Genomic DNA, 24,817 nt, shown 5'->3' with positions numbered 1-24,817 from the left:
ACGCACCGGGGGCCTTGTCACACGGCCCGGTCAGACCTGCGCCCGCTCCTCGACGACCTTCACGATCTTCTCGATCGCCTCGTCGAAGGGGATGCCGTTCTCCTGGGAGCCGTCGCGGTAGCGGAAGGACACGGACCCGTGGGACATGTCCTCGTCGCCCGCGATCACCATGAAGGGCACCTTCTGCTTCTGGGCGTTGCGGATCTTCTTCTGCATACGGTCGGAGGAGGAGTCCACCTCGACCCGCAGGCCCTTCTTCTTCGCGGCGGCCGCGAACTTCTCCAGGTACTCGACGTGCGCGTCGCCGATCGGGATGCCGATCGCCTGGACGGGCGCCAGCCACGCCGGGAACGCGCCCGCGTAGTGCTCCAGCAGCACGGCGAAGAAGCGCTCGATGGAGCCGAACAGCGCGCGGTGGATCATGACCGGGCGCTGCTTGGTGCCGTCGGCCGCCGTGTACTCCAGGTCGAAGCGCTCGGGCAGGTTGAAGTCGAGCTGGATGGTCGACATCTGCCAGGTGCGGCCGATGGCGTCCTTCGCCTGGACGGAGATCTTCGGACCGTAGAAGGCGGCGCCACCCGGGTCGGGCACGAGCGGCAGGCCCTGCTTCTCGGCGACCTGGCGGAGCGTCTCGGTGGCCTCCTCCCAGACCTCGTCGCTGCCGACGAACTTCTCCGGATCCTTGGTCGACAGCTCCAGGTAGAAGTCGGTCAGACCGTAGTCCCGCAGCAGCTCCAGCACGAAGGTGAGCAGCTTGTCGAGCTCCTCCGACATCTGCTCGCGGGTGCAGTAGATGTGCGCGTCGTCCTGCGTGAAGCCACGCGCACGCGTGAGGCCGTGCACGACGCCCGACTTCTCGTACCGGTACACGGTTCCGAACTCGAAGAGCCGCAGCGGCAGCTCACGGTAGGAACGCCCGCGCGCGTCGAAGATCAGGTTGTGCATCGGGCAGTTCATGGGCTTGAGGTAGTAGTCCACGCCCTCGTCGAGCTGCATGGGCGGGTACATGCCGTCGGCGTACCAGTCCAGGTGGCCCGAGGTCTCGAACAGCTTCCCCTTCGTCGCGTGCGGGGTGTAGACGAACTCGTAGCCCGCCTCCTCGTGCCGCTTGCGCGAGTAGTCCTCCATGACCCGGCGGATGATGCCGCCCTTGGGGTGGAAGACGGCGAGGCCGGAGCCGATCTGCTCCGGGATGGAGAAGAGGTCCAGCTCGCTGCCCAGCTTGCGGTGGTCGCGCTTCTCGGCCTCGGCGAGGAACTCCAGGTACGCCTTCAGCTCGTCCTTCGACGGCCAGGCGGTGCCGTAGATGCGCTGGAGCATCGGGTTCTTCTCGCTGCCGCGCCAGTAGGCGGCCGCGTTGCGCATCAGCTTGAACGCCGGGATGAGCCGGGTCGAGGGCAGGTGCGGGCCCCGGCACAGGTCCTTCCAGCACAGCTCCCCGGACTTGGCGTCCAGGTTGTCGTAGATCGTCAGCTCACCGGCGCCGACCTCGACGTCCGCGCCGTCGTCGGAGGACGCCGCGCCCTTGAGGCCGATCAGCTCCAGCTTGTACGGCTCGTCGGCGAGTTCCTCGCGGGCGGCCTCGTCGGTCACCACGCGGCGGGAGAACTTCTGGCCCCGCTTCTGGATCTCCTGCATCTTCTTCTCGATGGCCTTGAGATCCTCGGGCGTGAACGGCTTCTCGACATCGAAGTCGTAGTAGAAGCCGTCCTTGACGGGCGGGCCGATGCCCAGCTTGGCCTCGGGGAAGAGCTCCTGCACGGCCTGCGCCATGACGTGCGCGGTGGAGTGGCGCAGGATGTTCAGACCGTCCTCGGAGGAGATCTCGACCCCCTCGACCTCCTCGCCGTCGGCGAGCACGTACGACAGGTCCCTGAGCTCGCCGCCCACGCGTGCGGCGATGATCGAGCGCTCGCCGGCGAAGAGCTCGGCGGCCGTGGTGCCCGTCGTCACCGCGCGCTCTTCCCGCTCGGAATCGCGTTGGATGATCACACGGACGTCTGACACCGGTCTCTCCTGACTGCAGGTGGGGTGCGGCGCCATACCGGGAGCGCGCGCAAGAGGGAATCGTACCGACCCGCACCCGCCGACCGCGAAATCATTCCCCTCCGCACGCCTCCTCGAAGAAGTCAAGGTTCTCCTGGAGCGATTTCATGAGCCGGTCCCGCTCGGAGTCGTCGACCTGAACGGGTACGACGTCACAGGCCCCGGTGAGCCGCCGGAAGCCGCCCCTGCTCTCCAGCCGGCCCTGGACGCGCACGGGCAGTCCGACGAGGTGGGCCTGTCCGGCGATGCGGTAGTCCTCCTCGTCGAGGGTGAGCCGGACGTGCGGGATCTCGGCCCCGGCGAGCACCCTCAGCCGTACGCTGCCCTCGCCGCGCGGCCCCGACCTGCGCAGCCGGACGACGGTGCCGGTGATCCTTACGGTGACGGCGGGTTCCTCGCGCAGATAGCGGGCGCCGGCCTCGCGCAGGGCGGGGAGGTCGCCGGGTGAGAACTCGACGGGTTCGTCGCCGGCGGCGCAGTCGTCGGGGACTCCGGCGGCGGGTGCCCAGTCGACGGCGACGCGTGCGCCCTCCGTGCCGCGGACGAGGGTGATGATCGCCTCGGTGAGTTCGCGGCTGACGCCGGCCTCGACGGCGCCGTCGAAGGCGTCCATGCCGCCGGTGGCCCGCTGGTAGTCGATGGCCTCGCGGGTGGCGTAGAGGGCCTGGTGGAGGCGTACGGCGAGCGCGCGGGTGGCGGCGACCGGCAGGAACGCGGTGAGGCGGCGGCCCTCGGCGGCGGAGCCGACCAGCACGTCCTCCAGCAGCGCGGCGGCCGTGCGACGGTGGCGGGCGCCGTAGTAGCCGGCACGCGCGCGTGTGGCGAGCGCGCCGGCGAGCAGCATCTGGCGGGCCGCGGTGCGCAGCTGCTCCTCGACGGTCCAGGGCGCGGCTCCGGCGGGTCCGGCCGGTGCGTCGCGCCACCAGTGGATCTCGTCGCTGGGCACGGCGAGTGCGATCAGTACCGCGCGTGCGGAGGGGGTGGCGCTGCGGGTCAGGGCGTCGAGGGCCTCGCCGAGGAGGTCGTCGCTGTCGGGGAAGGCGCGGCTCTCGGGTACGAGCAGGCTGGTGCCGTGCGCGGCGGGGCCGGGCGGTGTCCAGCGGCCGTAGCGTCCGGGGGCGCCGCCGCGGCGCTGCCAGCCGTGGCGGGCGAGGAGGGCGCCGAGGACGGTGGGGTCGATGTCGCCGGGTTCGGGGGTGCGTCCCCAGGGCGGTTCGGCGGGGTGGGGGCGGGCGGGCCTGTGCTGTTCGTCGAGGGGGCGGTGGGTCATGGTCGTCCTCCCGTCCCGACGCGCGTCATGATCTCGCAGAGCGCCCGGTCGTCGAAGATGCGTGAGGTCGGGATGCGCACGGTGGTGCGGTGGCGGCCGGTGACGGGATGGCCGGCGAGGTTGGTCCAGTAGCAGCAGTGTCTGAGGTCGAGGCGGTCGTGGCCGGCCCGCAGCCACTGGTCCTGGGAGCGCGGGACGATCATCACGACGAGGATCTTGTGCACGGAGACCGGCGTGCGGGCGAGTTTGCGCAGATGGTCGTTGTCGAGTGTGAAGGAGAAGGAGCGGCCGGGTGGGTGGGGGGCGATCTGGTAGGTCGCTTTGAGCTGCACCTTGATGGTCACCTCGTCGTCGACGGTGTGGCCGGGGGCGCTGTGGCTGACGTGCCAGTCGATGCCGTTGTCGGGGAAGGGCTGGGACAGGGAGCATCCCGCGGCCGCGGCGACGGCGTGCAGATAGCCGACCTGCAGGGTCTCCATGCAGGCGGTGGTGGCGAGTGTGCCGCGATGGGGCCCCGGGCGGTCGGGCAGCAGCCCGCCCCGCTCGGGCTGCGCTATCGCCATGTCCAACAGCCTTCCCAGCGAAGAGAGATGCCCGATCCGGGCCGAGTGAATGCCGAGCGAATCCCGCGCCGGGCCGCTGAACTGCAAAGACCCGTACTCCTGTTGTGTCCTTCCGGCGTACGGCGCAAACAGCCCGGGTATCACCAGACCGGCAGAAGACGGTACGTCAGCTGCCATGGGTGAACGAGGGGTTGTGTTGGTATGGCGTGCTGGTACGAGGGCGCCTTGGCGGCGTTCGACACGGAGACGACTGGAGTGGACGTCGAGAGCGACCGGATCGTGTCGGCCGCGCTCGTCGTCCAGGACGCGTCCGGCACCCGGCCGCGGGTGAGCCGGTGGCTGGTGAACCCGGGTGTGCCGGTGCCGGAGGCTGCGACGGCGGTGCACGGGCTGACGGAGGAGCATCTGCAGCGCAACGGCCGGTGGCCCGCGCCGGTGATGTACGAGATAGCCGAGCTGCTGGCCGAACAGGCGTCGGCGGGGCGGCCGTTGGTGGTGATGAACGCGCCGTTCGATCTGACGTTGTTCGATCGTGAGCTGCGTCGGCATCGGGCGTCGTCGTTGGACCGCTGGCTGGAGTCGGCGTCGCTGACGGTGCTGGATCCCAGGGTGCTGGACAAGCATCTGGACCGGTATCGCAAGGGCCGTCGAACGCTCACCGATCTGTGCGCGCACTACGGCGTGACGCTGTCCGACGCTCATGACGCGGCGGCGGACGCGCTGGCGGCGCTGGAGGTCGTGCGGGCGCTGGGGCGTCGTTTCGCGGGCCGACTGGAGCGGCTGTCTCCGGCGGAGCTGCACACGCTGCAGACGGGCTGGCATGCGGCGCAGGCGCGGGGGCTGCAGGCGTGGTTCGCGCGCAGCGGTCAGGAGGAGACGGTGGACACGTCGTGGCCGCTGCGGCCGGAGCTGCCGGCGGCGGCGTGAGTGGGCCGGCCGGCGTGAAGAGCGGCGGCATGAAAAAAGACCGGCCCGCTGCGGCGGACCGGTCTTTCCCGGTGGGCGATACTGGGTTCGAACCAGTGACCTCTTCGGTGTGAACGAAGCGCTCTCCCACTGAGCTAATCGCCCGGGAACGCACTGAACAATACAGGTCCCCGCGGGCATCCTTCAAACCGGCGGTCGGCGCCGGGATCCGAGTACCTCCTGAGTACCCGTACTCATGGCAGGGCGCGTGACGCGAGCCACACTCCGTGGCATGACACACCTTCCGCCCCCGGCCGAGGAGCTGCGGCTTCTCGACGCCGAACTGCGGCAACTGGACGCCCGGCGCGCCCAGTTGTTGGCCCGCCGCGCCTGGCTGGTCGCGGCTCTGCACGCGGCGGCGCCCCGGCCCGCCCCCGTGGCGGCGCCGCTCGCCCCGCGCCCGGAGGCGTCGGCGCCGCGGGTCCAGAATGTGCTGCTGGTGCTGGGTGGTGCGCTGCTCACGATCGCCGCGATGGCGTTCACGCTGGTCAGCTGGGGTCATCTGGGGATCGCGGGGCGGGCGGCGGTGCTCGGCACGGTGACGGCGGCGGTGCTGTCCGCGCCGGTGTTCCTGCTGCGCCGGGGGCTGCGCTCGACGGCGGAGTCGGTGGCCGGGCTGGGCCTGGCTCTGACGGTGCTGGACGCCTATGCCCTGCATGAGGCGGCGCTCGGCGACCTGGACGGCACGGCGTACGCGGCAGTCGCGGCGGCGCTGCTCGCGGCCCTCTGGGCGGCGTACGGGACCGCGCTCAAGGACCTCCGGCTCCCTCACCCCGCCGCGCTGGGCGCCGCCCAACTCCCCCTTCCGCTGGCCGCTCTGGCGTTCGACGCGGACGCGTACGGCGTCACGGCGGCGCTGCTGGCCACGGCCGCGGCGGACGCGGCGACGGCGCTCCGGGCGACCGCCGGGTCCGGCCGGGCGGTCCGTGTCGTGGCCGTGACCGGCGCGTACGGCATGGGCGGCTGGGGCGTCCTGGCGGCCGTCTGGCTGTCCTGGACGGCCACCGGCCCGGGCGCCGCCGCCCGTGCGGCGGCGCTCCTGGTCCTCGCCTCGGCGATCGCGGTGGGAGCGGCCTGGCGTACGACGACGGCGGGCTCCGCACCGGGCCCGTCCCATGCCCCTTCGGTCGCCACCGGCACGGCGCTGCTCGGCGGTCTCCTTCTGGTCGTCGCACTCGGCGGCATGCTGCGGGTGTCGCTGCCCGATGGCTGGGCGGTGCCCGCACACCTCCTCTGCGCGGTGGTCCTGCTTGCGGCGGTCCGGGTGCGGCTGCCGGAGGCGGTGCGGCAGGGGCTGGTGTGGGCCTCCGGGGCCGTACAGGCCGGGGCGCTGCTGTGGGCGCTGCCGCTGGTCGCCGTCGTGGGGACGGGTCCGGTCGGCTGGGTGGAGCGGCCGTGGTCGGGCGGACCGGCGGATGCGCGGGAGGCGGTGACCGTGCACACCCCGTGGCTGGCGTACGCGCCGCAGGCCCTGGTCGTACTCGTGGTCGTCGCCGGTGTCCTGGCCCTGCTCGTCCGGCAGGCCGGCCGGCGGCCGCGCGCGCTGACCGGTGCGGCGGCGCTGGCGTGGGCGGCGGCGCTCACCGCCCCCGCGGTCCTGGAACTCCCCTACGCCGTCGGACTGTTGGTGCTCGGCCTGGTGACGGCGGCGGCTCTCGCTGTCGACAACCGCCTGCCCCACCCGCCGACCGGTACGGTCCTCGCCCTGCTGGCCTCGGTCGACCTGGCGTTCCTGGCCCTGGCCGACCGGACGGCGACGCTGGTCACCCTGTCCGCGCTGACCGTGCTGTTCACGGTGGCGTCGACCTGGCCCCGCCTCTCCCCCGCCACCGCTCCGGCGGCGGTCGCGTACGCGACCGCGCTGGCCTGCGCGACGGGTACCGCCGCGGGCTGGGGGCCGCAGCACACGGCGTTGCTGGTGCTGGCCGTACCGGCGGCCGCCGCCCTGCTCGCGGCGCGGTTCGGCGGGGCCACCGGGCTCGCGATCGAGGTCGCGGGTGCCGTGGCGGGGGTCGTCGCCATCGGCCTGGCGGTCGCCCACCCGCCGACGCTCGCCCTGGTCCTGGCCCTGCTCGGAGTGATGGCCGCGGGCACGGCGGCCCGTCCCGGCCGCCGCCCCGTCGGCTACGCGGCCGCGGCCCTGTTCGTACTGGCCACCTGGGTCCGGCTGGCCTCCTGGCAGGTCGAAACGCCGGAGGCGTACACACTTCCGGTGACGATCCCGGCCCTGCTGCTCGGCGTGTGGCGCAGGCGCCGTGATCCGCAGACCTCGTCCTGGACGGCGTACGGCCCGGGTCTGGCGGCCACGCTCGTCCCGAGCCTGGTCGCGGTCTGGACCGACCCGGGCTGGACCCGGCCGCTGCTCCTGGGCATGGCGGCACTGCTGCTCACCCTGCTCGGCGCCCGTCACCGCCTCCAGGCCCCGCTGATGCTCGGCGGCTCGGCGCTGACTCTGGACGCACTGCACGAGCTGGCCCCGTACCTCGTCCAGTTCGCCGACGCCGTCCCCCGCTGGGTACCCCCCGCCCTGTCGGGCCTGCTCCTGCTCGCTGTAGGTGCAACATACGAGCAGCGTCTCAAGGATGTCCGCCGGGCACGGGAAATCCTGGGCGGCATGCACTGACCTGAAAGGGGCGCGGGGAACCGCGCGACCAGCCACAGCCGGCCCGCAGTCACCCCACACCCCCAGCCACCCATCACGGCATCTTGTCCCCCACAAGCGCAAGGTTCTGAATGGCCGCCAGCCCATACAGAGCAGTGGCATTAGTGGAGACCCAGGACGCCTCGCCACCGGCCACGAGCCCCGTCGGCCCCTCGATCCTCTTCGTCGACCAGTCCGTCGACTCCTTGTAGTCCCAGGTGTCCCGGCTCGAATAGAACTGCTGCCAAGCCCGAGCGGCCAGCGAGTCGTCGCCCAGCTGCACCGCCGCGTACGCGTCCTGCCGCGAGTGGCCCTGGAAGAGCAGCAGCGTGCCGAAGTGAGACCCGTACCGTGCGGTCTGCTCGGCCCGGGACGCGTTGTAGTACCGGCAGTAGTCGAGCCAGGCTTCCTTGAACTCCGGCATGTCGACCTGGTCGATCAGCTCGGCGCACAGCTCGACGAGCCCGAACATCGCGGAGAGGTGCGAGACGCCGACCCTGGGTTCGGAGGCGATCGCGAAGCGCCCCGTGTCGAGGTCGTACAGCGCGTTGCCCTGGACGAACCCGTTGGGCTGGGCGGCGATGGTCTCCATGGTGGAGAGGACCCGCGCCTTTGCCTTCTCCCACTTGGGCCCGCGCCGCTCCCACTCGGTGAGCCAGGCGGAGACCAGACCGCTCCAGTCGGTGCCGAAGCCGATCGACAGGGCGTTGCGGTCCGGCTCATAGGGCTCGGTGCGGATCTTGCGGATGGGGTCGAGGACGAGGAACGTCTCGTCGGAGTCGACGTTCGCGTGCATGAGGTCGCCGACGCGTTCGTCGGCGGTGAGGAAGTAGTAGTAGCGGCGGTACGTCGTGTTGGCGATGCGCTGCTGCTTGGCGCTGTCGGCGTAGTGCTGGACGCCGTGGCGGGTGCCGAGGCCGGCCCACTGGCCGATGTGGTAGACGTCGACCTCGCCGGTGTGCCGGGTCATGGCCTCGGCGAAGCGGAAGATGTCGGCGCGGCCGGAGCGCAGATAGGCGAACCAGAGCCACAGGTCGGGCGAGAGTTCGGAGTTGTCCCAGGCGTAGCCGCCCACGTCGTAGCACCACTGGTGGCGGCTGGGGTCGTAGCTGTGCATGATGTCGCCGTAGTCCCAGAAGCCGTACCAACGGCGCATCTCCACCTGGTCCTTGTAGTAGGTGAAGAGGAAGTCGAGGTGGTCCTCGATCTTCGCCTTGGCGGGGGTGGAGCGGTCCGGCTCGGAGAAGAGGCGGCCGAAGACGCCGGCCTTGATGAGGTGCTGGGGTGGGGCGGCGAGCTGGGGCGGGGTGCGGACGGCCTCGACCTGCTGGGCCATGGCGTCGGCGCTGGGCGTGGACTCGTGGGCCCAGAAGAGGAGTTCGCTGGTGCGGGCGATGCCGTAGGGGGTGCCGAAGCCGGGCTCGTAGTCCTCGTAGGTGATGTTGAGGCCCTCGAGCTGTTCGGGGTAGGTGTCCTGGCCCATGCCGTCGTGGTAGAAGCGCAGGTCCATGGGCTGGGCCTCGGGTGACCAGAGCCAGAGGGTGACCTCGGCCGCGTCGGTATGGGCGTCGCGGATGTCGAACTGGGCGGGGAACTTCTCCCAGAAGTCGCGCAGGCCGAAGGCGAAGCCGCCGCCGGCGCCTCCGACGTAGCCGAAGCCGCTCGCCCGTCGGCCGCCGCCGGCGGGGATCCAGCCGTGCCCCTTCTTGGTGCGCTTGCGGACGGAGAAGCCGTCGGCGGAGAGCTGGGAGAGGGTGTAGTCGCCCCATTCGGGGATGTACTGGAGGCGAGTGGTGACCCGCTGGTCCCAGGTCGAGGGGTCGGGCAGCTTCCGGCCTTCGAACTGGGCGGTCCGGACGTTCGCGCCGGGGTCGCGGCGCAGGCCGGTGATGCCCTTGACGGCCTCGCGGAGCAGGCCGGTGCCCTCGCCGCCGATGCGGATGTGGCGGTCGTAGGACTCGTCGCGCATGGGGACGGTGAAGCGGACGCCGAGGCCGCGGATGAAGTCGCCGCCGGCCTTGCCGGGCTCCTGCTTCCCGTCGTAGGTGATGGTGTGCACCATGCGGAAGGAGTCGGCGCCCGCGTAGAAGTAGAGCCGGATGGAGAATGGCAGCCAGCTGCGGGTGCCCTTGCGGTGCTTGCCGTCGATGCGGACGACGGCGCGGACGGGGCCTTCCTGTTCGACGGCGACCTCGTCGATCGCGCCGTCGAAGCGCTCGGTCCTGACGGCGCCCTGGTCCCCGTCCTCGATCTCGGGCTGGCGGACGAGGACGAGCCGGCCGTTCTTGGCGATCTCGGTGGAGCCGCGGGTGACGGACTTGATGAGGGTGGCGCCGCTCTTGCCGATCTTGGCGGTGATGACGCCGGTGGAGACGTCGATGGTGGCGCCGGCCTTCTTGACGGTGACCTTCTTGGCGGGCGCGGCGGGCGTGCCGGTGGTGAGGGTGAGCTTGCCGGTGCCGGTGCTGACCGCGTGGGCGGTCCACTTGAGGGAGCCGTCGGGCCAGTAGGCGAGGGGCCAGGACTGGACGGGGACGGCCTTGCCGTCGGCGTCGGTCAGCGCGAAGGTCTGGTCCTTCTGGAGAGCGCCCTTGGGCCAGGGCACACCGAGGGTGGAGCCGGGGGCGGCGCCGAGGCCGCCGTCCTCCAGCCAGTCGAGGGTGACCGGGTCGGCGTCCGCGGGCGCCGCCGCGGGGGCGGCCTGGGCCTCGGCGCTCCCCAGGGCCCAGCTGAACTGTGCGGCGGCTCCGGCGACGGCGGCCGTCTTGAGCAGGGATCTACGGGGGATGGGAGACATGGGGATGCTGCCTTTCCTTTCCGTGCGGGTGCGGGGGCAAAGGAGGGTCAGGGGCATGACAGGGCGAGGTACGGCGCACGCGGCGCCCACCTGGTGGCCGGGACACCGCCGGTCAGCGGTGCCGGTAGCGCTCCTCCACGGCGACGGCCGCGGCGGCGACGCACCCCAGGACCGGAACGGCCAGCGGTGCGACGAACCAGCCGGAGACGGCGACGACGGCCGCTCCGCCGGTGAGCAGGAAGGAACCGGCGGGGTCGAGGACGGTACGACGGCCGGCTGCGGCGAGCAGGGAGCGCCAGGCGGCGCCCGGCGTCCAGACCGCCGCCGCGCGCAGCCCGGCGACGAGGGCGCCGATCAGGGCGAACAGCCCCAGGGCGCCGACGAGCGGCCCGCCGGGCAGGCCGGCCCGTACGGCTTGGATGTCCACCCAGGCCACGGCCACGGCAACCCACCCGGCGAGCCCGACGAGCCAGCCGCCGCGCACGGCGGCCCGGAAGTCGGCGGCGAACTCCCGCCAGCCGCCGCCCTCATGGGCGATACGACGGCGCAGATGCCGGGCGCCGGCCGCGAAGGCGGCCGGGTAGGTCACCACGCCCAACGAGACAACGGCGATCCACACCCCCGTGAGCAGACACTCGGCGAAGACGGCGAACCGCTCGGCGAAGAGCGACTCCTTGGGCGCTTTCACCCGGGCCTGGGCCATGGTCGGCTCACCTCAGCCCTTCAGGCCGGACGTGGCCATGCCGTCGATGAGATAGCGCTGGAAGGCCAGGAAGAAGGCGAGGACGGGAAGCAGGGCGACCAGCGACATGGCGATCATTCCGCCGTAGTTGGCCACGCCCTCCTGGTCCACGAACATCTTCAGGCCGAGGGAGACGGTGTACTTGTCGGGCTCGTTGAGGTAGATCAACGGTCCCATGAAGTCGTTCCAGGCGTTGATGAAGGTGAAGATCGCGCTGGTGATCAGGGCCGGGCGGCACAGGGGCAGCACGATCGACCAGTAGATCCGCAGATGCCCGCAGCCGTCGAGGCGGGCCGCCTCGTCGAGCTCCCTGGGCAGGTTGCGCATGAACTGCACCATCAGGAAGACGAAGAACGCCTCCGTGGCCAGGTACTTCCCGAGCAGCAGCGGGGTGTACGTGTTGACCATGTCCATGTTGCGGAAGAGCACGTACTGCGGGATGAGCAGCACGTGGTACGGCAACAGGAGCGTGCCGATCATGAGGGTGAAGAGGAGGTTGCGGCCCGCGAACTTGATCTTCGCGAAGGCGTAGGCCGTCAGGGAGCAGGAGATCAGGATCCCGATCACCGAGCCGACCGCGAGGAAGATCGAGTTGAGGAAGAACGTGGAGATCGAGATGTCCGCGATGCCGTCGGCGAGGCTGGAGTAGTTCGAGGCGATCGGGTCGCTCGGGAAGAGGTCCAGGCTGCCGACGATGTCCTCGCTCTTCTTGAAGGACCCGCCGATGACCCAGATCACGGGGTAGAGGATCACCGCGAGGATCGCCAGCGACCCGATGTGCCAGGCGAGGGAGCCGGGCAGCTTCCGCCGGAGGCGGCCGACTCGGCTCGCGGGGGCCGGTGTGATGTCGGTGGCCTGTGCGCTCATCGGGCACCCTCCTCGTAGTGCACCCAGCGCTTCTGGGACCAGAACAGCACGGCGGTCACCAGGGCGACCGCGAGCAGCAGCATCCAGGCCATGGCGGAGGCCAGACCCATCCGGCTGTTCTCGAAGCCCTGGACATAGAGATAACAGGTGTAGACCATCGACCCGTCCGCCGGACCGCAGGCGTTGCCGCCGGCGCCGCCGCCGACGATGTACGCCGAGCTGAAGATCTGGAAGGAGTGGATCGTCTCCAGCAGGACGTTGAAGAAGAGGACCGGTGAGATCATCGGCAGGGTGATGTTCCAGAACCGCCGCAGCCTGCCCGCCCCGTCGACCTCGGCCGCCTCGTAGAGCTCACGCGGGACCTGCTTGAGGCCGGCCAGGAAGATGACCATGGGCGCACCGAACTGCCAGACGGTGAGCGCCACCAGGCTGTAGATGATGAGTTCCGGGTCGCCGGTCCAGCCGCCGACGTCGATCCCGAAGAACTGCTGGGTACGGTCGACGATCGCGTCGTCCGAGAAGATCGCCTTCCACACGATCGCGACGGAGACACTCGCCCCGATCAGCGACGGCGCGTAGAAGGCGGCCCGGTAGAACGCCTGTCCGCGCCGCTTCTGCGCCAGCAGCAGCGCCACGCCGAGGGCGAGGAGCAGCTTCAGGGGGGTGCCGACGACGACGTACCACAGCGTCACCTGCACCGAGTGGCGCCAGCGCGGGTCCCCGAGCATCTCGGAGAAGTTGTCCAGGCCGATCCACTTCGGCGCGTCGAACAGGTTGTAGTCGGTGAACGCGAAGTAGAGGGAGGCGACCATCGGGCCCGCTGTGAGCAGCAGGAAACCGGCGATCCAGGGAGACATGAACAGATAGCCGGCCAGGTTCTCCCGACGGCCCCGCCGCTTGGTGGCGGCGGGGCGCGCGGACTTCACCGGACCGTGCCGCGGCTCGGAGCGCTGGGTCGGGCTCTCCGTCGCAGGGGCGTGTGTCACGGTGGTTCCCATCAGTTGCCGAGAGCCGTCTTCGACTCGCTGAAGAACTGCTTGACGGCATCACCCACCGAGCGGCTGCCCAGCCCCACTTCCTCACCGATGCGCAGGAACGCGGACTCGCAGATGTCCGCGCCGTTCGGGTGCGGGGTGATCGGCTCCAGGACGCCCGAGTCGACGAGGGACTGCTCGTACTCGGCGATGGCCTTGTTCACCGGGTCGGTCGGCGTGAACGCGTCGAACTGGGCCTGGGTCGCGGGCACACCGCGGTCGTAGCCCATGATCTTGGCGACCTCGGGGTCGTGGACCATGAAGTTGATGAACTGGGCGACCTCCTTGGGGTGCTTGGTGCGCTTGGAGGCGCTGAGCATCAGGGAGCCGAGGTACTGGCCGGTCTTCTTGCCGTCCGTGGTCGGAATGGGCGCCAGGCCGTACTCGCTCTTGCCCTCGGAGGTATAGCGGATGGTGAAGTTGTCCCAGGTGAACTCGCCGGCCGCGATCTCCCCGGAGACCGCCGACTTGGGCTTGATCTGACCGACCTTCTTCTGGTCGGCGTACAGACCGTCCTCGACGGCCTTCTCCGCCTTCGTCCACCAGTCCGTCAGATCCGCCTCGGTGAAGCCGAGTCCGTCCTCGGTGAAGAACGCCTTGCCGTTCTGGCGCAGGTAGAGGTCGTACAGGTACATGACGTTGTAAGGGCCGGTGTCACCGGCGCGCCCGGTCCTGTCCCGGATCTTCGCCATGGCGGCCATGTAGTCGTCCCAGGTCCAGCCCTGCTTCGGCGTCACGCCGGCCCTGGTGTAGACGGGTTTGTCGATCACGAGGGCCATGGAGTTGGAACCGACCGGCACGCCGAGCAGTTTGCCGTCGATCTCGCCGAACTTCTCCAGACCGGCGCGGAAGCCCTCCGTGGAAAGGTTGCCCGCCTCGACCTGCTCGCCGAGGTCCAACAGCACATTCTTCGCGTCGTATTTGCGCAGGAATCCAATGGCATTCTGGAAGACGTCCGGCGGATTCCCGCCGGAAGCCTGGGTGTTGAACTTCTTCCAGAAATCGGTGTACGGCTGGAAGTCGGTCTTGACCTTGATCTTCGGGTACTTCTTCTCGAAGAGTTCGATGGTCTTGTTGATGCGCTGGGCGCGGTCCTCGGAACCCCACCATGCGTAACGGATCGTCACCGTGCCGTCGGAGGACGTGTCGCTGTCCCCGCCGCAGGCCGTCGTGGCGGCCAGGCCCAGGGTGGCCACGGAGGCCCCGGCCGCCTTCAGGATCGTACGCCTCTCAACATTCCTGCTGGTTCCCACGGTCGGGCCCCCTCCCCGCAGCATCGTCGCTGCTGCATGAATCGTTTCAAGAAAGCGCTTGCTGGCACAAGGTACGAGGGGGTTGAGGGAGCGTCAATGATTCGGACAGGAATTTCTCGCGGGCCGGGTCGACGGCAGCCGAGCACGGCGCCGGCGAGGTGGCACAGCCTCGGGGAGGAACGTGCAGGTGAGGGCGGTGCGGCCGAAGTACCGAACGAGAAAGGCGAGTTGAGGTGTCGACCGAAATCTGACGAGGAGGTGGCAGCGCCGGGCAGCGGGGTGGAGCGGCGGGTGGGGGGAGGACCGTGCGGTCGGCGGGGTCGGTCCGACGCGGCCGGGCGGGTTCGCGCGGAGGGGCGGTTGGATGGACCGGAGGGGCGCGGACGGAGACGGCGGTGGTGCGGGTCGGGCGGGGCGGGCAGCGCGGAGGCGGGTCACATCCGCCGGAAGGCTCCATGCTCCAATCCCTGCGACAGAAAGACGGCCATGGAGGTGCAGTGCAGGGACGGCGCGGTGGATCAAAGCAGCCGCGCAAGCGGTGGCGCGGGGCGGCGAACGGTACAGACGCGCGTGGCGCCGAGGTCGGTGCATACGGCGGCGGCCCGGCTGCGTTGTCGCAGGCGGGCCGCCGTGCCGGGTGGGCGATACTGGGTTCGAACCAGTGACCTCTTCGGTGTGAACGAAGCGCTCTCCCACTGAGCTAATCGCCCGGGCGCAGGAAGAACATTACCCCATGTCAGGGGGTTCCTGTGACCACGCTCAGGCGGTCACCGCGCCCACCCCGCTCACTGGTTCTCGATCTTCCACGGCATGACGAGGCCGAACTTCCACAGGTAGATGCCGGCGATGACACCCATGACGACCAGGCCGATCGACGTCAGGATGATGTTCCGGCGCCGCACCCTCGGGTCCAGGGCGCGCTGGGCCGCCTCGGTCACCTTCCGCTTGGTCCAGCGCAGCACCAGCTGGGCCCAGACGAACTCGGTCGCCCAGATCGCCATGCCGCCGAAGATCACGACCCAGCCGGGTCCGGGCAGCGGCAGCATGATGATGCCGGCGACCACGACCGCGAGGCCGACCACGAAGACGCCCACCTGCCAGCTCAGGTGGAGCACACGGCGTGCCTTGATGAACTCCGGCGCCCGGGAGCCCAGCCCCTGGGCCGCCTCTTCCCGCTCCTCCGTCGCCCTGCCCGCCTTCACATCGTTCACCGCCACGGCTACCTCGCCCGGCTCGTCACTCCCCGTATTCATGCGTCCAAACCCTACCGGAGAGAAACTGGTCACCGGAATGGTCGTACCCGCAGAACGCACCCTCGGCCGGAAGAGTTACGTAAAGACACGCAAAACACGCAGAGGGGTTTACAACGGCACCGTAGGTGGCATGTCGATTTCGCCGACGTGCGAATCCCCGAGCGCACACTGAGCGAAAGGCCCTGGCGCTTATGAACACCACGGTCAGCTGCGAGCTGCACCTGCGCCTCGTTGTGTCGAGCGAGTCCTCCCTGCCTGTCCCCGCAGGCCTGCGGTACGACACGGCCGACCCCTACGCCGTGCACGCCACCTTCCACACCGGAGCCGAGGAGACCGTCGAGTGGGTGTTCGCCCGCGACCTCCTCGCGGAGGGCCTGCACCGGCCCACGGGCACCGGCGACGTCCGCGTCTGGCCGTCGCGCAGCCACGGTCAGGGCGTCGTCTGCATCGCCCTGAGCTCTCCCGAGGGCGAGGCCCTGCTCGAAGCCCCGGCGCGGGCACTGGAGTCCTTCCTGAAGCGCACGGACGCCGCCGTGCCCCCGGGCACGGAGCACCGGCACTTCGACCTCGATCAGGAGCTGTCTCACATCCTGGCGGAGAGCTAGACCGCGCCCTTCGGAGCGAGCCGCCCGGCGCCGTCCACTCGGGGAGACGGTCCGGGTCCGGACAACCGCATACCTCAGACGCCGACGCCGTGCCACGCAGATCCGTGTGATCCGTGGTGCGGTGTCCGCATGCCCGCGGCCCACTCCTGGTGGATCCGCGCGCCGGTGCGGCTACCATCGGCCAGCATCGGCGGGCGCCCGCCCGTCGCCAGGCCAGGGAGCGAATCGTGCTGATCACCCACGACACCCGGTGTGCCCTCGATGCCGTGGTGGATCTGGTGAACACCGCACCGGAGGACGACACGACACCCGACGGGCTGCCGGACGTCGGCGCCCTCGCGGAGTTCGTGCTCAAGCACGAGATCAGTGACGTCGGCACGCTGTCCGAGTTCGACCTCTCGGCGGTGCGCAAGGTCCGCGGGCGGTTCGCCGGTATCTTCGCGGCTCCGGACGCCCGTACCGCGGCCGGACTGATCAACGAGCTGGTCGCCGCCGCCGGGACCACGCCCAGACTCACGGATCACGACGGGTACGACTGGCATGTGCACTACTTCGCGCCGGGCGCGTCCGTCGCCGACCATCTGGCGGCCGACTGCGGCATGGCGCTGGCGTTCTTCGTGGTGGCCGGGGAGCAGGAGCGGCTGCGCCGCTGTGAGGCACCGGACTGCCGGCGGGCCTTCGTCGACCTCTCCCGCAACCGCTCGCGCCGGTACTGCGACAGCCGCACCTGTGGCAACCGTCTGCATGTCGCGGCCTACCGGGCCCGGCGCAAGGAAGCGGCTGGCTGAGCCGGCCGGGAGACGCCCGGCTCGGCGCCGTGGTGCCGACGCGGCCCCGGCGGGTGGCGCCGGGGACCGCGGGTACGGCTCAGAGCAGCAGCAGATCGTGCAGCGCGGCCATGAGCAACAGACACCCGATCACCGCAAGGAAGATCATCAGCGGTGGCTGGGAAAGGGCGAAGAGGCATCCGCGCGGCTCGTCCTGCTGCGGCGCGGCATCGCTCTGTGACGTGTCCAGCATCTCGCGGCGATGATGACGCAGCCGGGCACCATGACGCGATCAGCACCCAGGTCGTGACCGGGATGTCGCTGTTTGCGTGATCTCCCTTTTCAGGCGGTGATCACTTCCGCGCGCCCGCGGCTCGTCTGTGTCGATTCATATGCCGTGCTTCTTGAGGATGGCCTCGATGTCGCTGAAGTCGTCGGAGGCGTCCGCGCGGGGTGTGCCGGCGGGCCTGGCCGCAGGGCGGGTGGCGGGGCCGAGGGAGGGCGCCGAGGCCGTGGGGGCCACCGCCTCGCTCCTGTCGGCTCGGGCGGCTCTGCGCTCCTTGCGGGTGCCGACGCCCCTGCGGCGCTCGACGGCGCGGGTGAGCGCGAACAGCCCCCAGGCCGCGCCGAGGACCGCGAAGCCGGCCCAGGCCACGGGGCTGAAGGCGGTGTCGGCGACCCACTCGACCACGCCCGTCATCACCAGTCCCAGGGGCACCAGCGCGTAGGCGGCGATCCGGGCGGCCGCGAGGAACCGCTTGCGGTAGGCCGTGACCGCCGCGATGCCCAGGCCGGCCGCGGCGACGGCGGAACAGACGGTCTCGGCAATCATCCGGTCCTCCAGACAGGAGACAAGGCGGGCATGAACGGGCAGGGCGCATCCGGTCCCCTCCATCGTGCACCTCTGCGGGCCCCGCGGGCCATGGTCCCGGCGGACATCAGGGACATCTCCGGGTCGTCTCCTCCGCAGGTGCCGGTCGGCGGCGGTCCGGATTGGGGGGCCGGGGTCATGGCTGGGAGACTGGAGGCATGAACGACTCCTCCCCCGCCTCCTCCTCCGCTGCCGCCTCCCCTGCCGCCTCCGCTGCCCGGGCGGCCGCCGTCCTCGACGTCTGGTGCGAGCTGCAGTGCCCTGACTGCCGTACCGCCCTCACCGATCTGCGGGCCCTGCGCGAGCGCTACGGCGACCGGCTGGAGCTGCGGCTGCGGCACTTCCCGCTGGAGAAGCACAAGCACGCCTTCGCCGCCGCGCAGGCCGCCGAGGAGGCCGCCGAGCAGGGGCAGGGCTGGGCGTACGTGGAGGCCGTGCTCGGCCGGGTCGAGGAGCTGGACCGTACGGGAGAACCCTTCCTGGTCGAGGTGGCCCGGGAACTCGGGCTGGACGCCGAGGAGTTCGACACCGCACTGATCGACGGCCGGCACATCCTGATCGTGGATGCCGACCAGGCCGAGGGCAAGGCGATCGGCGTGACCGGCACCCCGACCTATGTGATCGACGGGGAGCGTCTCGACGGCGGCAAGAGCCAGGAGGGGCTGCGCGAGCGCATCGAGGAGATCGCCGACCGGCTCCTCGCCGGTCAGAACGGCTGACCGGCCGGGGCGGCACAGGCTCGCCTCGGGCCGCCGCGCGGCGGTCACATCAGCGCGGCCGCCCCTGCCGTCACCTCAGCCTTCACTCACCCCTGCCGTCAGCCGTCACAACAGCGCCTTGTACACGGTGTACTGCTGGGTCTCGTAGCCCAGTGACTCGTAGAGCCGCTCGGCCGGGGTGTTCCCCGCGAAGACGTTGAGGCCGATGGTCCGGTGACCGGCGGCGATCGCCTGGGCCTCGGCCAGCAGCATCATGGTGCGTCCATGGCCGCGGCCGCGGTGGGCGGCGTAGGTCTCGATGTCGTAGACGTAGGGGCGGCCGTCGCGGATGCCGAGCCACAGGGTGCCCACCGGGGCTCCCTCGTGCTCCAGGACGCTGAGCCACGCGTTCGGGGTGCGCGGGCCGTCCGGCAGCAGCGCGGCGTGGTCCCGCTCGGACTTGACGCGGGCCTCGGCCTCCGGGACGCCGCGCTCGACCCAGCTGCGGATGTAGCCCACGTGACTCTTGTCCAGCCAGGGCCTGTATTCGGCCTCGGTCATGGGCCGGGCCAGGCTGCCCTGGGGCAGCCGGGGCGGGGTGTCGCCGAGCGTCTTCTCCATGAGGCGGTTGCGGACGACGTAGCCCAGGGCGGTGACGAGTCGCAGTGCGGCTTCGGTGTCCTGGGGGACCGTCGCCTCGATGCGCCGGCAGCCCCAGCCGCGCGCCACCTCCTCCGCGGCGAGCGCGGCCACCGTGGCCCGGCCACGGCGCCGGTCCGGCTCCTCGATCCGCAGGTCGGCTATCCGGGCCACGGAATCACCGAAGGCGGGATGCGTGCCGAGGTGCAGGGCGCCCACGGGACGGCCGTTCACGCAGACCTGGTAGTGGCGTGAACGGGTCCCGTCGGCGTTGTGCTGAAGCGGCTCGGTCGGCCGCAGGGTCGTGGTCATCACGGGTGTTCTACCCGGTGACGCGGCCGCAGTCAGCCTGTTTTCACCGGGCCTTCCCGGATCTTCCCGCCGGTCAGGGGTCCAGGTCGTCCGCGGAGCGCTCCTCGAAGATGCGCATGGCCTTGGCGGTCACCGGGCCCGGGGTGGTGGGGAGTTCACGGTCGTCGGCGCGGTGGACGGCCTGGATGTCGCGCAGGGTCGAGGTGAGGAAGATCTCCTCCGCCCGCCCCAGGACGTCCAGCGGCAGGTCGGTCTCCTTGGCTCCCGTCCACTCGACCGTCAGCGCGCGGGTGATGCCCGCGAGGCAGCCGGAGGCGAGCGGCGGGGTGTGGATCTCGCCGTCGAGCACGACGAAGACGTTCGACCCGGTGCCCTCGCAGAGCTGTCCGACCGTGTTGCCGAACAGGGCCTCGGAGGCGCCCTGTTGGTGGGCGCGGGCGAGGGCGACCACGTTCTCGGCGTACGACGTGGTCTTCAGGCCGGTCAGCGCGCCGCGCTCGTTGCGGGTCCAGGGGACGGTGACCACGACCGTGGAGTCGGGGCGGCGGGTGGTCTCGCCGAGGGCGACGACGAGGGTGGGGCCGTGTTCGCCGCGGTCCGAGCCGAGCGGGCCGTGTCCGCCGGTGTAGGTGATGCGCAGGCGGCCCAGCGGCATCGGGTTGGCCTCCAGGACGGCGGCGCAGCCGCGGCGGACCTCGTCGAGGTCCGGGTCGGGCAGGCCGAGGCCGCGCGCGGAGCGGGTGAGCCGGTCGAGGTGGCGGCTGAGCGCGAAGGGCCTGCCGTCCACTGCCTTGACCGTCTCGAAGATGCCGTCGCCCACGGTCAGCCCGTGGTCGAAGACGGAGACACGGGCGGACTCGAGGTCCCGCAACCCGCCGTCGAGCCAGATCTTCACTTCTCCAGGTCCTCTCCGCTCACGTCATGTGCCCCCGACGCTACCGCGAGCAGCCGGGACGCCTTGAGTTCGGTCTCCCGCCACTCCCCCTCGGGGTCGGACCCCCAGGTGATGCCGGCGCCGGTGCCGAAGCGCAGTACGGCCGCGCCGTCGGCGGTGCGGTCGATCCAGAAGGTGCGGATGCCGACGGCCAGCTCGCCGGTTCCCCGGTCGGCGTCGACCCAGCCGATGCCGCCGCAGTACGGGCCGCGGGGCGCGGTCTCCAGCGCGTCGATGATCCGCAGGGCGCTGGACTTGGGCGCGCCGGTGACCGAGCCGGGCGGGAAGGCTGCGCCTAGCAGCTGGGGCCATCCGGCGCCGTCGCTCAGCTCGCCGCGGACCGTCGACACCAGGTGGACCAGCCCGGGGTGCTTCTCCACGGCGCACAGGTCGGGGACGGTGACGCTGCCGGTGGCGCAGACGCGGCCGATGTCGTTGCGGACCAGGTCCACGATCATCACGTTCTCGGCGTAGTCCTTCTCCAGGAGGTCCGCCTCGGTGCGTCCGGTGCCCTTGATGGGGCCGGACTCGACGACCCGGCCGTCGCGGCGCAGGAAGAGTTCGGGGGACGCGGTGGCGATCTCGACGCCGTGGTCCGGCAGCCGGATCGTTCCTGCGTACGGCGCCGGGTTGCCGCGGGCCAGCAGCGCGGTCAGGGCGTCCACGTCGGCGCCGGGGTCCACGGGCGCGGACAGGACGCGGCAGAGGTTGGCCTGGTAGACCTCGCCGGTCGCTATGTGCTCACGGATGCGGCGCACGCCCGCGGTGTACGCGGCGCGGTCGAGCGATGACGTCCAGTCACCCGCCTGCGGCCCCCGCCAGGTGCCCGGCGCGGGCGCCGGCACGGGCTCCCTGCGGACATCCGCGAAGCGGGCGCAGGTCAGCCGGCCCTCGTAGTCCGCGGCGACCGCCCAGAAACCGGTGGAGTCCAGGGCCGCGGGGTCGCTCGTGACGTCGAGGAGGCCGGTGGCGACGCGGTCGCCGAAGCGGGCGAGAGGAGGGAGGTGGAGCACGCTGTCGAGTCTAGGGCGGTGTCCAGGGGGTGGCCCCGGCGTGTCCCGTAGGGGGCCTGACCAGGTCGGCGAGGGGGCGCGGCGCAGCACGCTGCGCAAACGCGTTTTTGTGCTGGCCCAGGAATCCGCTAGAGTTCAACACGTCGCCGGGACGCGGGAGCGGACCGAAACGACAAGCGGACGTAGCTCAGTTGGTAGAGCGCAACCTTGCCAAGGTTGAGGTCGCGAGTTCGAGCCTCGTCGTCCGCTCGAAGGAAGAAGGGGTCGCCCCGATCCCCTACACTCCTGGTGGAGTGGCCGAGAGGCGAGGCAACGGCCTGCAAAGCCGTCTACACGGGTTCAAATCCCGTCTCCACCTCCAAGGACGATTAGCTCAGCGGGAGAGCGCTTCCCTGACACGGAAGAGGTCACTGGTTCAATCCCAGTATCGTCCACTGGATCTTCGGATCCTGGGTCTCTCGGAGATCCCACCCGCGCGATTAGCTCAGCGGGAGAGCGCTTCCCTGACACGGAAGAGGTCACTGGTTCAATCCCAGTATCGCGCACTGTCTGTGACTCACGGGTCACAGCCTGCGGACGATTAGCTCAGCGGGAGAGCGCTTCCCTGACACGGAAGAGGTCACTGGTTCAATCCCAGTATCGTCCACACGCCAGGAAGCCCCCGGCCGTCTCGTACGGCCGGGGGCTTCTTGTTGTGCGGCTCAGCTGGAAAACAGCATGCGGCCGAAGCCCTTCTTGCGGTGGTGGCCGTAGTGACCGCCGTGGTGACCGCCGTGCGGGGCGCCCCAGGCCGGGCCGGGCGGCGGGACGGGCGGGGACGCCGGGTACGCCTGCGGGGCGGGGGGCGGCGGGGCTGACTGGGACCACTGGGACTCCAGGCGGGTCAGCGCCTCCAGCTCGCCGTAGTCGAGGAAGATCCCCCGGCAGTTGCTGCACTGCTCGATCTGGACACCGTTGCGGTTGTACGTGTGCATCGGGGCGTGGCACTTCGGACACTGCATTCTTCGGCTCAACTCCTCGCCGGTCGGTCCTGCTTCACATGTCGCCAGGACAGACTCTGCCCGGCTGCGGCTGGTTGCAGCCTACGTCGTGGAGGGTGCCGTCAACTGCGGGGGAACGGAACCCATGCGTGAGCAGGCGTCGACCAGGCACTGCTCGACCTCGTCCAGGGGGCGCCCGGCGGTGATGGCCTTGGTGACGGCGCGGGCGGCGCTCTGGACGGTGAGGGCGCGGGCCGGGACGTCGAGGGCGGGCCAGGGGTCGCCGTCCTGCGGGGGTACGGCGGGACCGGCCGCGGCGCGGTACGCGGTGAGGAAACGGGCCCAGTCCTCCGGTGGGAGGAGGCCGCAGGCGTACCAGGCGGCCGGGCGGGCGAGGTCCCAGGCGGGGACGCCGGTGCCGAGGTCGTCCACGTCGATCAGGTGCCACGGGCCGTCGGGGGCGGGGTGGCGGACGAGCTGACCGAGGTGGAGGTCGCCGTGGCAGAGGGTGGTGGTGTCGGGCATGGGGGACTCGGCGCGGGCCCAGGCGGGGAGGGTGGTCCAGGCGGCGACGATCGGGGCGGTCGCCGGGTGGTCGGGGGCGCTGGTGCGCAGCAGGGCGACGGCCTGGGCCGCCTTGGCGGGGCCGCGCATCGGGGGGAGCGGGGCGGTGGGCGGAGCGGGGGTTCGGTGCAGGCGGGCGAGGAGGGTGGCGGCGGCTTCCCAGGGGGCCGCGTCCGGGTCGTCCGGGTCGACCGGGGTGCCGTACGGCCAGAACGTCACGAGGCGGCCGTGCAGGGGGGCCGGGGTGGGGGTGAGCGGGGGCAGGAGGATGCCGGGGAGGTGGGTCGTGGTGGTCAGGCGGGCGGTGAGGAGGGACGGGTCGGTGTCCGGGGCGTGGGCCTTCGCGACGGTGTTCGCGTGGCGGACGACGGTGGCGTCGGGGCGGTCGGCGAGGGTGGCGGTGCCGCAGACGCAGGGGGTGGGGGTCGGGAGGGGGTGGGCGGCGGTGCGGGCGCGGGTGGTGAGGGCTGGGAGCAAGGGGGTGGGCGGCATGGGGCTCCCTGAGGTGCGGTGGGGTTGTTGGCGAGGGTACGTGGAGGGAGGACGTGCGCGGGTCGGCTGCGGCTGGCCGGGGCCTTGAGGTGCGGGTCGGCTGCCGCTGGCCGGGGGTGGGTGCGCAGCCCGGCGCGACGGGGTGCCGCTGCGCCCACCCGTGCCGCCCCAGCGGCACGACTGCCCGCAGCTACGGCGGTCAACGAGGCCACCGCAGGGTGGGACGAGCCCAGCAGCACCACCGCCCGCAGCTACGGCAGTCAACGAGGCCACCGCAGGGTGGGACGAGCCCAGCAGCACCACCGCCCGCAGCTACGGCGGTCAACGAGGCCACCGCAGGGTGGGACGAGCCCAGCAGCACCGCCGGCAGCTACGGCGACTCAAGGAGACCGGCACCGGGCGGACCGGACTGCAGAAGCCGTCACCCGCAGCTACGGCGGTCAACGAGGCCACCGCAGGGTGAGACAACCCCCAGCGGCACCACCGCCCGCAGCCGCGGTGGCTGAAGGAGGCCGGTGCTGGGTGGGACTGGGCTGGGGAGGCGGTTGCGCGTGGGTGCGGCGAGTGTCGGTGCCTGTCAGGCGGGCGGAACGAGCAAGGGCCCTGCCGCGGGCGGATGTCCGCTGTTCCGGCGGCTGCGGAAGCGGTGTGGGGGCAGAGCAATGCCGGCGCAGCTCCCCAGCTGCGCCGGCATTTTTGCCGTCCGCCGCACCCCCGTCCCCACGGGGTTTCATGGGTGGATGTCCCCGCCCGGACCGCTCTTCCGGGCCTGGGGTCGCCGCTCAGCGCCCCAGCATCTCGCCCACGGACGACGCCTGTGTGGCCACTGTCTCCCAGCCGTCGAAGACGAGCAGGAGCAGGGCCGCCAGGGGAAGGGCCATCAGTGTCGCCACCAGCGGGTGGCGGCGGCCCTGGCGGCGGGAGTGGTGCGCTTCGCGTCCCTCCGTGCGGAGCGCTGTCCGCGGTGCCGTCTGGGCCATGGTCCCTCTCCTGACCGTTGTGGTTGTCCTTGGCAGCGGCGGGTGTCTGACCTCGGGGGACGAGTGCTGCACCCGCCGCTTGACCTCAAATCTAGGCTCCCGGGAACCGGCGGGCGTCATGCCCTCGTACCGATTGCCGGGCCTCCCGCAGGATGAGCCGTGACCTGCGGTGTACTCCCCTGGTTGGAGACGAGGTCCTAGGTCTCGGGGTCTTCCCGGAGGGGGTGCCCGGTCCTGCCCGTTTTCTCCGTGCCGTCCTCCCGCGGCACCGGCTGCTCGACCAGGGCGAGCACCCTGTTCGCCATGAAGCGCGCCGTGCGGACGACGGTCCCGCTGCGCGTGACTTCGCTCACTTCGACCACCCCCCTGCGCACCGCCGTCTCCACCCGGCGGCCCGCTCTGCTGGCCACCACCTCATAGGTCCGTGTCGTGTCCCCGGCGTCCACGACTATCTCCACGCGGTCACCCTTCACGCGTTCAATCCCCCTTCCGTGACGGATGGTTGAGGTCACTGCGAAGCCAAGGGGCGC

At 71.1% G+C, this 24,817-nt stretch carries 23 protein-coding genes and 7 tRNA genes; 10 read left to right on the top strand and 20 right to left on the bottom strand.

What is annotated here, in order from left to right; translation table 11 throughout:
- Positions 1-30: 30 nt before the first annotated feature.
- From thrS to ACH5AC_RS18785, 3 genes are all read right to left on the bottom strand, one after another.
- Positions 31-2,007 (bottom strand): threonine--tRNA ligase, encoded by a 1,977-nt coding sequence (gene thrS / locus ACH5AC_RS18795; RefSeq protein WP_398862997.1) that lies wholly within the window; start codon positions 2,005-2,007, stop codon positions 31-33.
- A gap of 91 nt (positions 2,008-2,098) precedes the next feature.
- Complete coding sequence (locus tag ACH5AC_RS18790; protein ID WP_398862996.1) at positions 2,099-3,316, bottom strand: hypothetical protein; 1,218 nt, start codon at positions 3,314-3,316, stop codon at positions 2,099-2,101.
- Positions 3,313-3,879 carry a DUF4365 domain-containing protein gene (locus tag ACH5AC_RS18785; protein ID WP_398862995.1) on the bottom strand — a complete coding sequence of 189 codons (567 nt, stop codon included), beginning with the start codon at positions 3,877-3,879 and terminating at the stop codon, positions 3,313-3,315. The genes ACH5AC_RS18790 and ACH5AC_RS18785 overlap by 4 nt, the downstream gene beginning before the upstream one ends.
- Positions 3,880-4,080: 201 nt before the next feature.
- Between ACH5AC_RS18785 and ACH5AC_RS18780 the strand changes: the two genes are divergently transcribed.
- Positions 4,081-4,806: a 3'-5' exonuclease gene (locus ACH5AC_RS18780; RefSeq protein WP_398862994.1), complete on the top strand. Its 726-nt coding sequence runs from the start codon at positions 4,081-4,083 to the stop codon at positions 4,804-4,806.
- 72 nt (positions 4,807-4,878) lie between these two features.
- On the opposite strand, the gene ACH5AC_RS18775 is transcribed toward ACH5AC_RS18780, so the two are convergent.
- Positions 4,879-4,950, bottom strand: a tRNA-Val gene (locus ACH5AC_RS18775).
- A 127-nt stretch (positions 4,951-5,077) separates the two neighbouring features.
- Between ACH5AC_RS18775 and ACH5AC_RS18770 the strand changes: the two genes are divergently transcribed.
- The gene (locus ACH5AC_RS18770) at positions 5,078-7,468 is read left to right on the top strand and encodes an SCO7613 C-terminal domain-containing membrane protein (protein WP_398862993.1); all 2,391 of its coding nucleotides are present in this window, start codon (positions 5,078-5,080) and stop codon (positions 7,466-7,468) included.
- Between the two features lie 73 nt (positions 7,469-7,541).
- Here the strand turns inward: ACH5AC_RS18770 and ACH5AC_RS18765 are convergent, their stop codons facing one another.
- The 7 genes from ACH5AC_RS18765 to ACH5AC_RS18735 all read right to left on the bottom strand — a co-directional run bounded on the left by ACH5AC_RS18765 (position 7,542) and on the right by ACH5AC_RS18735 (position 15,432).
- Entirely contained in the window at positions 7,542-10,283 is a 2,742-nt protein-coding gene (locus ACH5AC_RS18765) for a Tat pathway signal sequence domain protein (RefSeq protein ID WP_398862992.1), read from the bottom strand.
- Between the two features lie 112 nt (positions 10,284-10,395).
- Positions 10,396-10,986, bottom strand: a complete 591-nt coding sequence (locus ACH5AC_RS18760) for a hypothetical protein (RefSeq protein WP_398862991.1) — start codon at positions 10,984-10,986, stop codon at positions 10,396-10,398.
- A gap of 12 nt (positions 10,987-10,998) precedes the next feature.
- A complete protein-coding gene (locus tag ACH5AC_RS18755) occupies positions 10,999-11,892 on the bottom strand; it encodes a carbohydrate ABC transporter permease (RefSeq protein WP_398862990.1) in 894 nt (297 codons plus the stop codon).
- Positions 11,889-12,890 carry a carbohydrate ABC transporter permease gene (locus tag ACH5AC_RS18750; protein ID WP_398862989.1) on the bottom strand — a complete coding sequence of 334 codons (1,002 nt, stop codon included), beginning with the start codon at positions 12,888-12,890 and terminating at the stop codon, positions 11,889-11,891. Before ACH5AC_RS18750 ends, ACH5AC_RS18755 begins: the two co-directional genes overlap by 4 nt.
- Positions 12,890-14,179, bottom strand: a complete 1,290-nt coding sequence (locus ACH5AC_RS18745) for an ABC transporter substrate-binding protein (RefSeq protein ID WP_398862988.1) — start codon at positions 14,177-14,179, stop codon at positions 12,890-12,892. The genes ACH5AC_RS18750 and ACH5AC_RS18745 overlap by 1 nt, the downstream gene beginning before the upstream one ends.
- Before the next feature lie 638 nt (positions 14,180-14,817).
- Positions 14,818-14,889: transfer RNA gene (locus ACH5AC_RS18740), tRNA-Val, on the bottom strand.
- 75 nt (positions 14,890-14,964) lie between these two features.
- The gene (locus ACH5AC_RS18735) at positions 14,965-15,432 is read right to left on the bottom strand and encodes a TIGR02611 family protein (protein ID WP_398862987.1); all 468 of its coding nucleotides are present in this window, start codon (positions 15,430-15,432) and stop codon (positions 14,965-14,967) included.
- Positions 15,433-15,623: 191 nt separating this feature from the next.
- On the opposite strand from ACH5AC_RS18735, the gene ACH5AC_RS18730 reads away from it, so the two are divergent.
- Positions 15,624-16,037 (top strand): SsgA family sporulation/cell division regulator, encoded by a 414-nt coding sequence (locus tag ACH5AC_RS18730; protein WP_004002642.1) that lies wholly within the window; start codon positions 15,624-15,626, stop codon positions 16,035-16,037.
- A 227-nt stretch (positions 16,038-16,264) separates the two neighbouring features.
- Positions 16,265-16,825: a CGNR zinc finger domain-containing protein gene (locus ACH5AC_RS18725; RefSeq protein ID WP_398862986.1), complete on the top strand. Its 561-nt coding sequence runs from the start codon at positions 16,265-16,267 to the stop codon at positions 16,823-16,825.
- A gap of 79 nt (positions 16,826-16,904) precedes the next feature.
- Here ACH5AC_RS18725 and ACH5AC_RS18720 read toward each other — a convergent pair whose 3' ends face one another.
- Both ACH5AC_RS18720 and ACH5AC_RS18715 read right to left on the bottom strand, forming a co-directional pair.
- Positions 16,905-17,057, bottom strand: a complete 153-nt coding sequence (locus ACH5AC_RS18720) for a hypothetical protein (RefSeq protein ID WP_398862985.1) — start codon at positions 17,055-17,057, stop codon at positions 16,905-16,907.
- Between the two features lie 135 nt (positions 17,058-17,192).
- A complete protein-coding gene (locus ACH5AC_RS18715) occupies positions 17,193-17,636 on the bottom strand; it encodes a hypothetical protein (RefSeq protein WP_398862984.1) in 444 nt (147 codons plus the stop codon).
- A gap of 197 nt (positions 17,637-17,833) precedes the next feature.
- On the opposite strand from ACH5AC_RS18715, the gene ACH5AC_RS18710 reads away from it, so the two are divergent.
- On the top strand, positions 17,834-18,394 hold the full coding sequence (locus tag ACH5AC_RS18710; protein WP_398862983.1) for a DsbA family protein: 561 nt from the start codon (positions 17,834-17,836) through the stop codon (positions 18,392-18,394).
- 105 nt (positions 18,395-18,499) lie between these two features.
- On the opposite strand, the gene ACH5AC_RS18705 is transcribed toward ACH5AC_RS18710, so the two are convergent.
- The 3 genes from ACH5AC_RS18705 to ACH5AC_RS18695 form a co-directional block, all read right to left on the bottom strand.
- On the bottom strand, positions 18,500-19,324 hold the full coding sequence (locus tag ACH5AC_RS18705; protein WP_398862982.1) for a GNAT family N-acetyltransferase: 825 nt from the start codon (positions 19,322-19,324) through the stop codon (positions 18,500-18,502).
- Positions 19,325-19,397: 73 nt separating this feature from the next.
- Positions 19,398-20,219 carry an aminotransferase class IV gene (locus tag ACH5AC_RS18700; RefSeq protein WP_398862981.1) on the bottom strand — a complete coding sequence of 274 codons (822 nt, stop codon included), beginning with the start codon at positions 20,217-20,219 and terminating at the stop codon, positions 19,398-19,400.
- Positions 20,216-21,271 carry a chorismate-binding protein gene (locus ACH5AC_RS18695; protein WP_398862980.1) on the bottom strand — a complete coding sequence of 352 codons (1,056 nt, stop codon included), beginning with the start codon at positions 21,269-21,271 and terminating at the stop codon, positions 20,216-20,218. The genes ACH5AC_RS18700 and ACH5AC_RS18695 overlap by 4 nt, the downstream gene beginning before the upstream one ends.
- Before the next feature lie 176 nt (positions 21,272-21,447).
- On the opposite strand from ACH5AC_RS18695, the gene ACH5AC_RS18690 reads away from it, so the two are divergent.
- The 5 genes from ACH5AC_RS18690 (at position 21,448) to ACH5AC_RS18670 (ending at position 21,917) form a co-directional block, all read left to right on the top strand.
- A tRNA-Gly gene (locus ACH5AC_RS18690) sits at positions 21,448-21,520 on the top strand.
- 38 nt (positions 21,521-21,558) lie between these two features.
- Positions 21,559-21,632: transfer RNA gene (locus ACH5AC_RS18685), tRNA-Cys, on the top strand.
- Position 21,633: 1 nt separating this feature from the next.
- Positions 21,634-21,705: transfer RNA gene (locus ACH5AC_RS18680), tRNA-Val, on the top strand.
- 39 nt (positions 21,706-21,744) lie between these two features.
- Positions 21,745-21,816: transfer RNA gene (locus ACH5AC_RS18675), tRNA-Val, on the top strand.
- A 29-nt stretch (positions 21,817-21,845) separates the two neighbouring features.
- Positions 21,846-21,917: transfer RNA gene (locus ACH5AC_RS18670), tRNA-Val, on the top strand.
- A gap of 55 nt (positions 21,918-21,972) precedes the next feature.
- On the opposite strand, the gene ACH5AC_RS18665 is transcribed toward ACH5AC_RS18670, so the two are convergent.
- The 4 genes from ACH5AC_RS18665 to ACH5AC_RS18650 all read right to left on the bottom strand — a co-directional run bounded on the left by ACH5AC_RS18665 (position 21,973) and on the right by ACH5AC_RS18650 (position 24,760).
- A complete protein-coding gene (locus ACH5AC_RS18665) occupies positions 21,973-22,272 on the bottom strand; it encodes a zf-TFIIB domain-containing protein (protein WP_398862979.1) in 300 nt (99 codons plus the stop codon).
- Positions 22,273-22,353: 81 nt separating this feature from the next.
- The gene (locus ACH5AC_RS18660; RefSeq protein ID WP_398862978.1) at positions 22,354-23,307 is read right to left on the bottom strand and encodes a phosphotransferase family protein; all 954 of its coding nucleotides are present in this window, start codon (positions 23,305-23,307) and stop codon (positions 22,354-22,356) included.
- A 782-nt stretch (positions 23,308-24,089) separates the two neighbouring features.
- Positions 24,090-24,287: a hypothetical protein gene (locus tag ACH5AC_RS18655; protein ID WP_398862977.1), complete on the bottom strand. Its 198-nt coding sequence runs from the start codon at positions 24,285-24,287 to the stop codon at positions 24,090-24,092.
- A 197-nt stretch (positions 24,288-24,484) separates the two neighbouring features.
- On the bottom strand, positions 24,485-24,760 hold the full coding sequence (locus ACH5AC_RS18650) for a hypothetical protein (protein WP_398862976.1): 276 nt from the start codon (positions 24,758-24,760) through the stop codon (positions 24,485-24,487).
- Positions 24,761-24,817 lie beyond the last annotated feature (57 nt).

It is taken from the genome of Streptomyces sp. NPDC018693 (genome assembly GCF_044391385.1).
Lineage (GTDB): Bacteria > Actinomycetota > Actinomycetes > Streptomycetales > Streptomycetaceae > Streptomyces.
Note: the sequence above shows the minus strand (reverse complement) of the source record. Positions and strands in the feature narration are given on the sequence as shown.

Coding starts and splice junctions, on each gene's coding strand:
- ACH5AC_RS18790 (WP_398862996.1), bottom strand. CDS start 3,316: ATGACCCACCGCCCCCTCGACGAACAGCACAGGCCCGCCCGCCCCCAC.
- ACH5AC_RS18785 (WP_398862995.1), bottom strand. CDS start 3,879: ATGGCGATAGCGCAGCCCGAGCGGGGCGGGCTGCTGCCCGACCGCCCG.
- ACH5AC_RS18780 (WP_398862994.1), top strand. CDS start 4,081: ATGGCGTGCTGGTACGAGGGCGCCTTGGCGGCGTTCGACACGGAGACG.
- ACH5AC_RS18770 (WP_398862993.1), top strand. CDS start 5,078: ATGACACACCTTCCGCCCCCGGCCGAGGAGCTGCGGCTTCTCGACGCC.
- ACH5AC_RS18765 (WP_398862992.1), bottom strand. CDS start 10,283: ATGTCTCCCATCCCCCGTAGATCCCTGCTCAAGACGGCCGCCGTCGCC.
- ACH5AC_RS18760 (WP_398862991.1), bottom strand. CDS start 10,986: ATGGCCCAGGCCCGGGTGAAAGCGCCCAAGGAGTCGCTCTTCGCCGAG.
- ACH5AC_RS18755 (WP_398862990.1), bottom strand. CDS start 11,892: ATGAGCGCACAGGCCACCGACATCACACCGGCCCCCGCGAGCCGAGTC.
- ACH5AC_RS18750 (WP_398862989.1), bottom strand. CDS start 12,890: ATGGGAACCACCGTGACACACGCCCCTGCGACGGAGAGCCCGACCCAG.
- ACH5AC_RS18735 (WP_398862987.1), bottom strand. CDS start 15,432: ATGAATACGGGGAGTGACGAGCCGGGCGAGGTAGCCGTGGCGGTGAAC.
- ACH5AC_RS18730 (WP_004002642.1), top strand. CDS start 15,624: ATGAACACCACGGTCAGCTGCGAGCTGCACCTGCGCCTCGTTGTGTCG.
- ACH5AC_RS18720 (WP_398862985.1), bottom strand. CDS start 17,057: ATGCTGGACACGTCACAGAGCGATGCCGCGCCGCAGCAGGACGAGCCG.
- ACH5AC_RS18715 (WP_398862984.1), bottom strand. CDS start 17,636: ATGATTGCCGAGACCGTCTGTTCCGCCGTCGCCGCGGCCGGCCTGGGC.
- ACH5AC_RS18710 (WP_398862983.1), top strand. CDS start 17,834: ATGAACGACTCCTCCCCCGCCTCCTCCTCCGCTGCCGCCTCCCCTGCC.
- ACH5AC_RS18705 (WP_398862982.1), bottom strand. CDS start 19,324: ATGACCACGACCCTGCGGCCGACCGAGCCGCTTCAGCACAACGCCGAC.
- ACH5AC_RS18665 (WP_398862979.1), bottom strand. CDS start 22,272: ATGCAGTGTCCGAAGTGCCACGCCCCGATGCACACGTACAACCGCAAC.
- ACH5AC_RS18660 (WP_398862978.1), bottom strand. CDS start 23,307: ATGCCGCCCACCCCCTTGCTCCCAGCCCTCACCACCCGCGCCCGCACC.
- ACH5AC_RS18655 (WP_398862977.1), bottom strand. CDS start 24,287: ATGGCCCAGACGGCACCGCGGACAGCGCTCCGCACGGAGGGACGCGAA.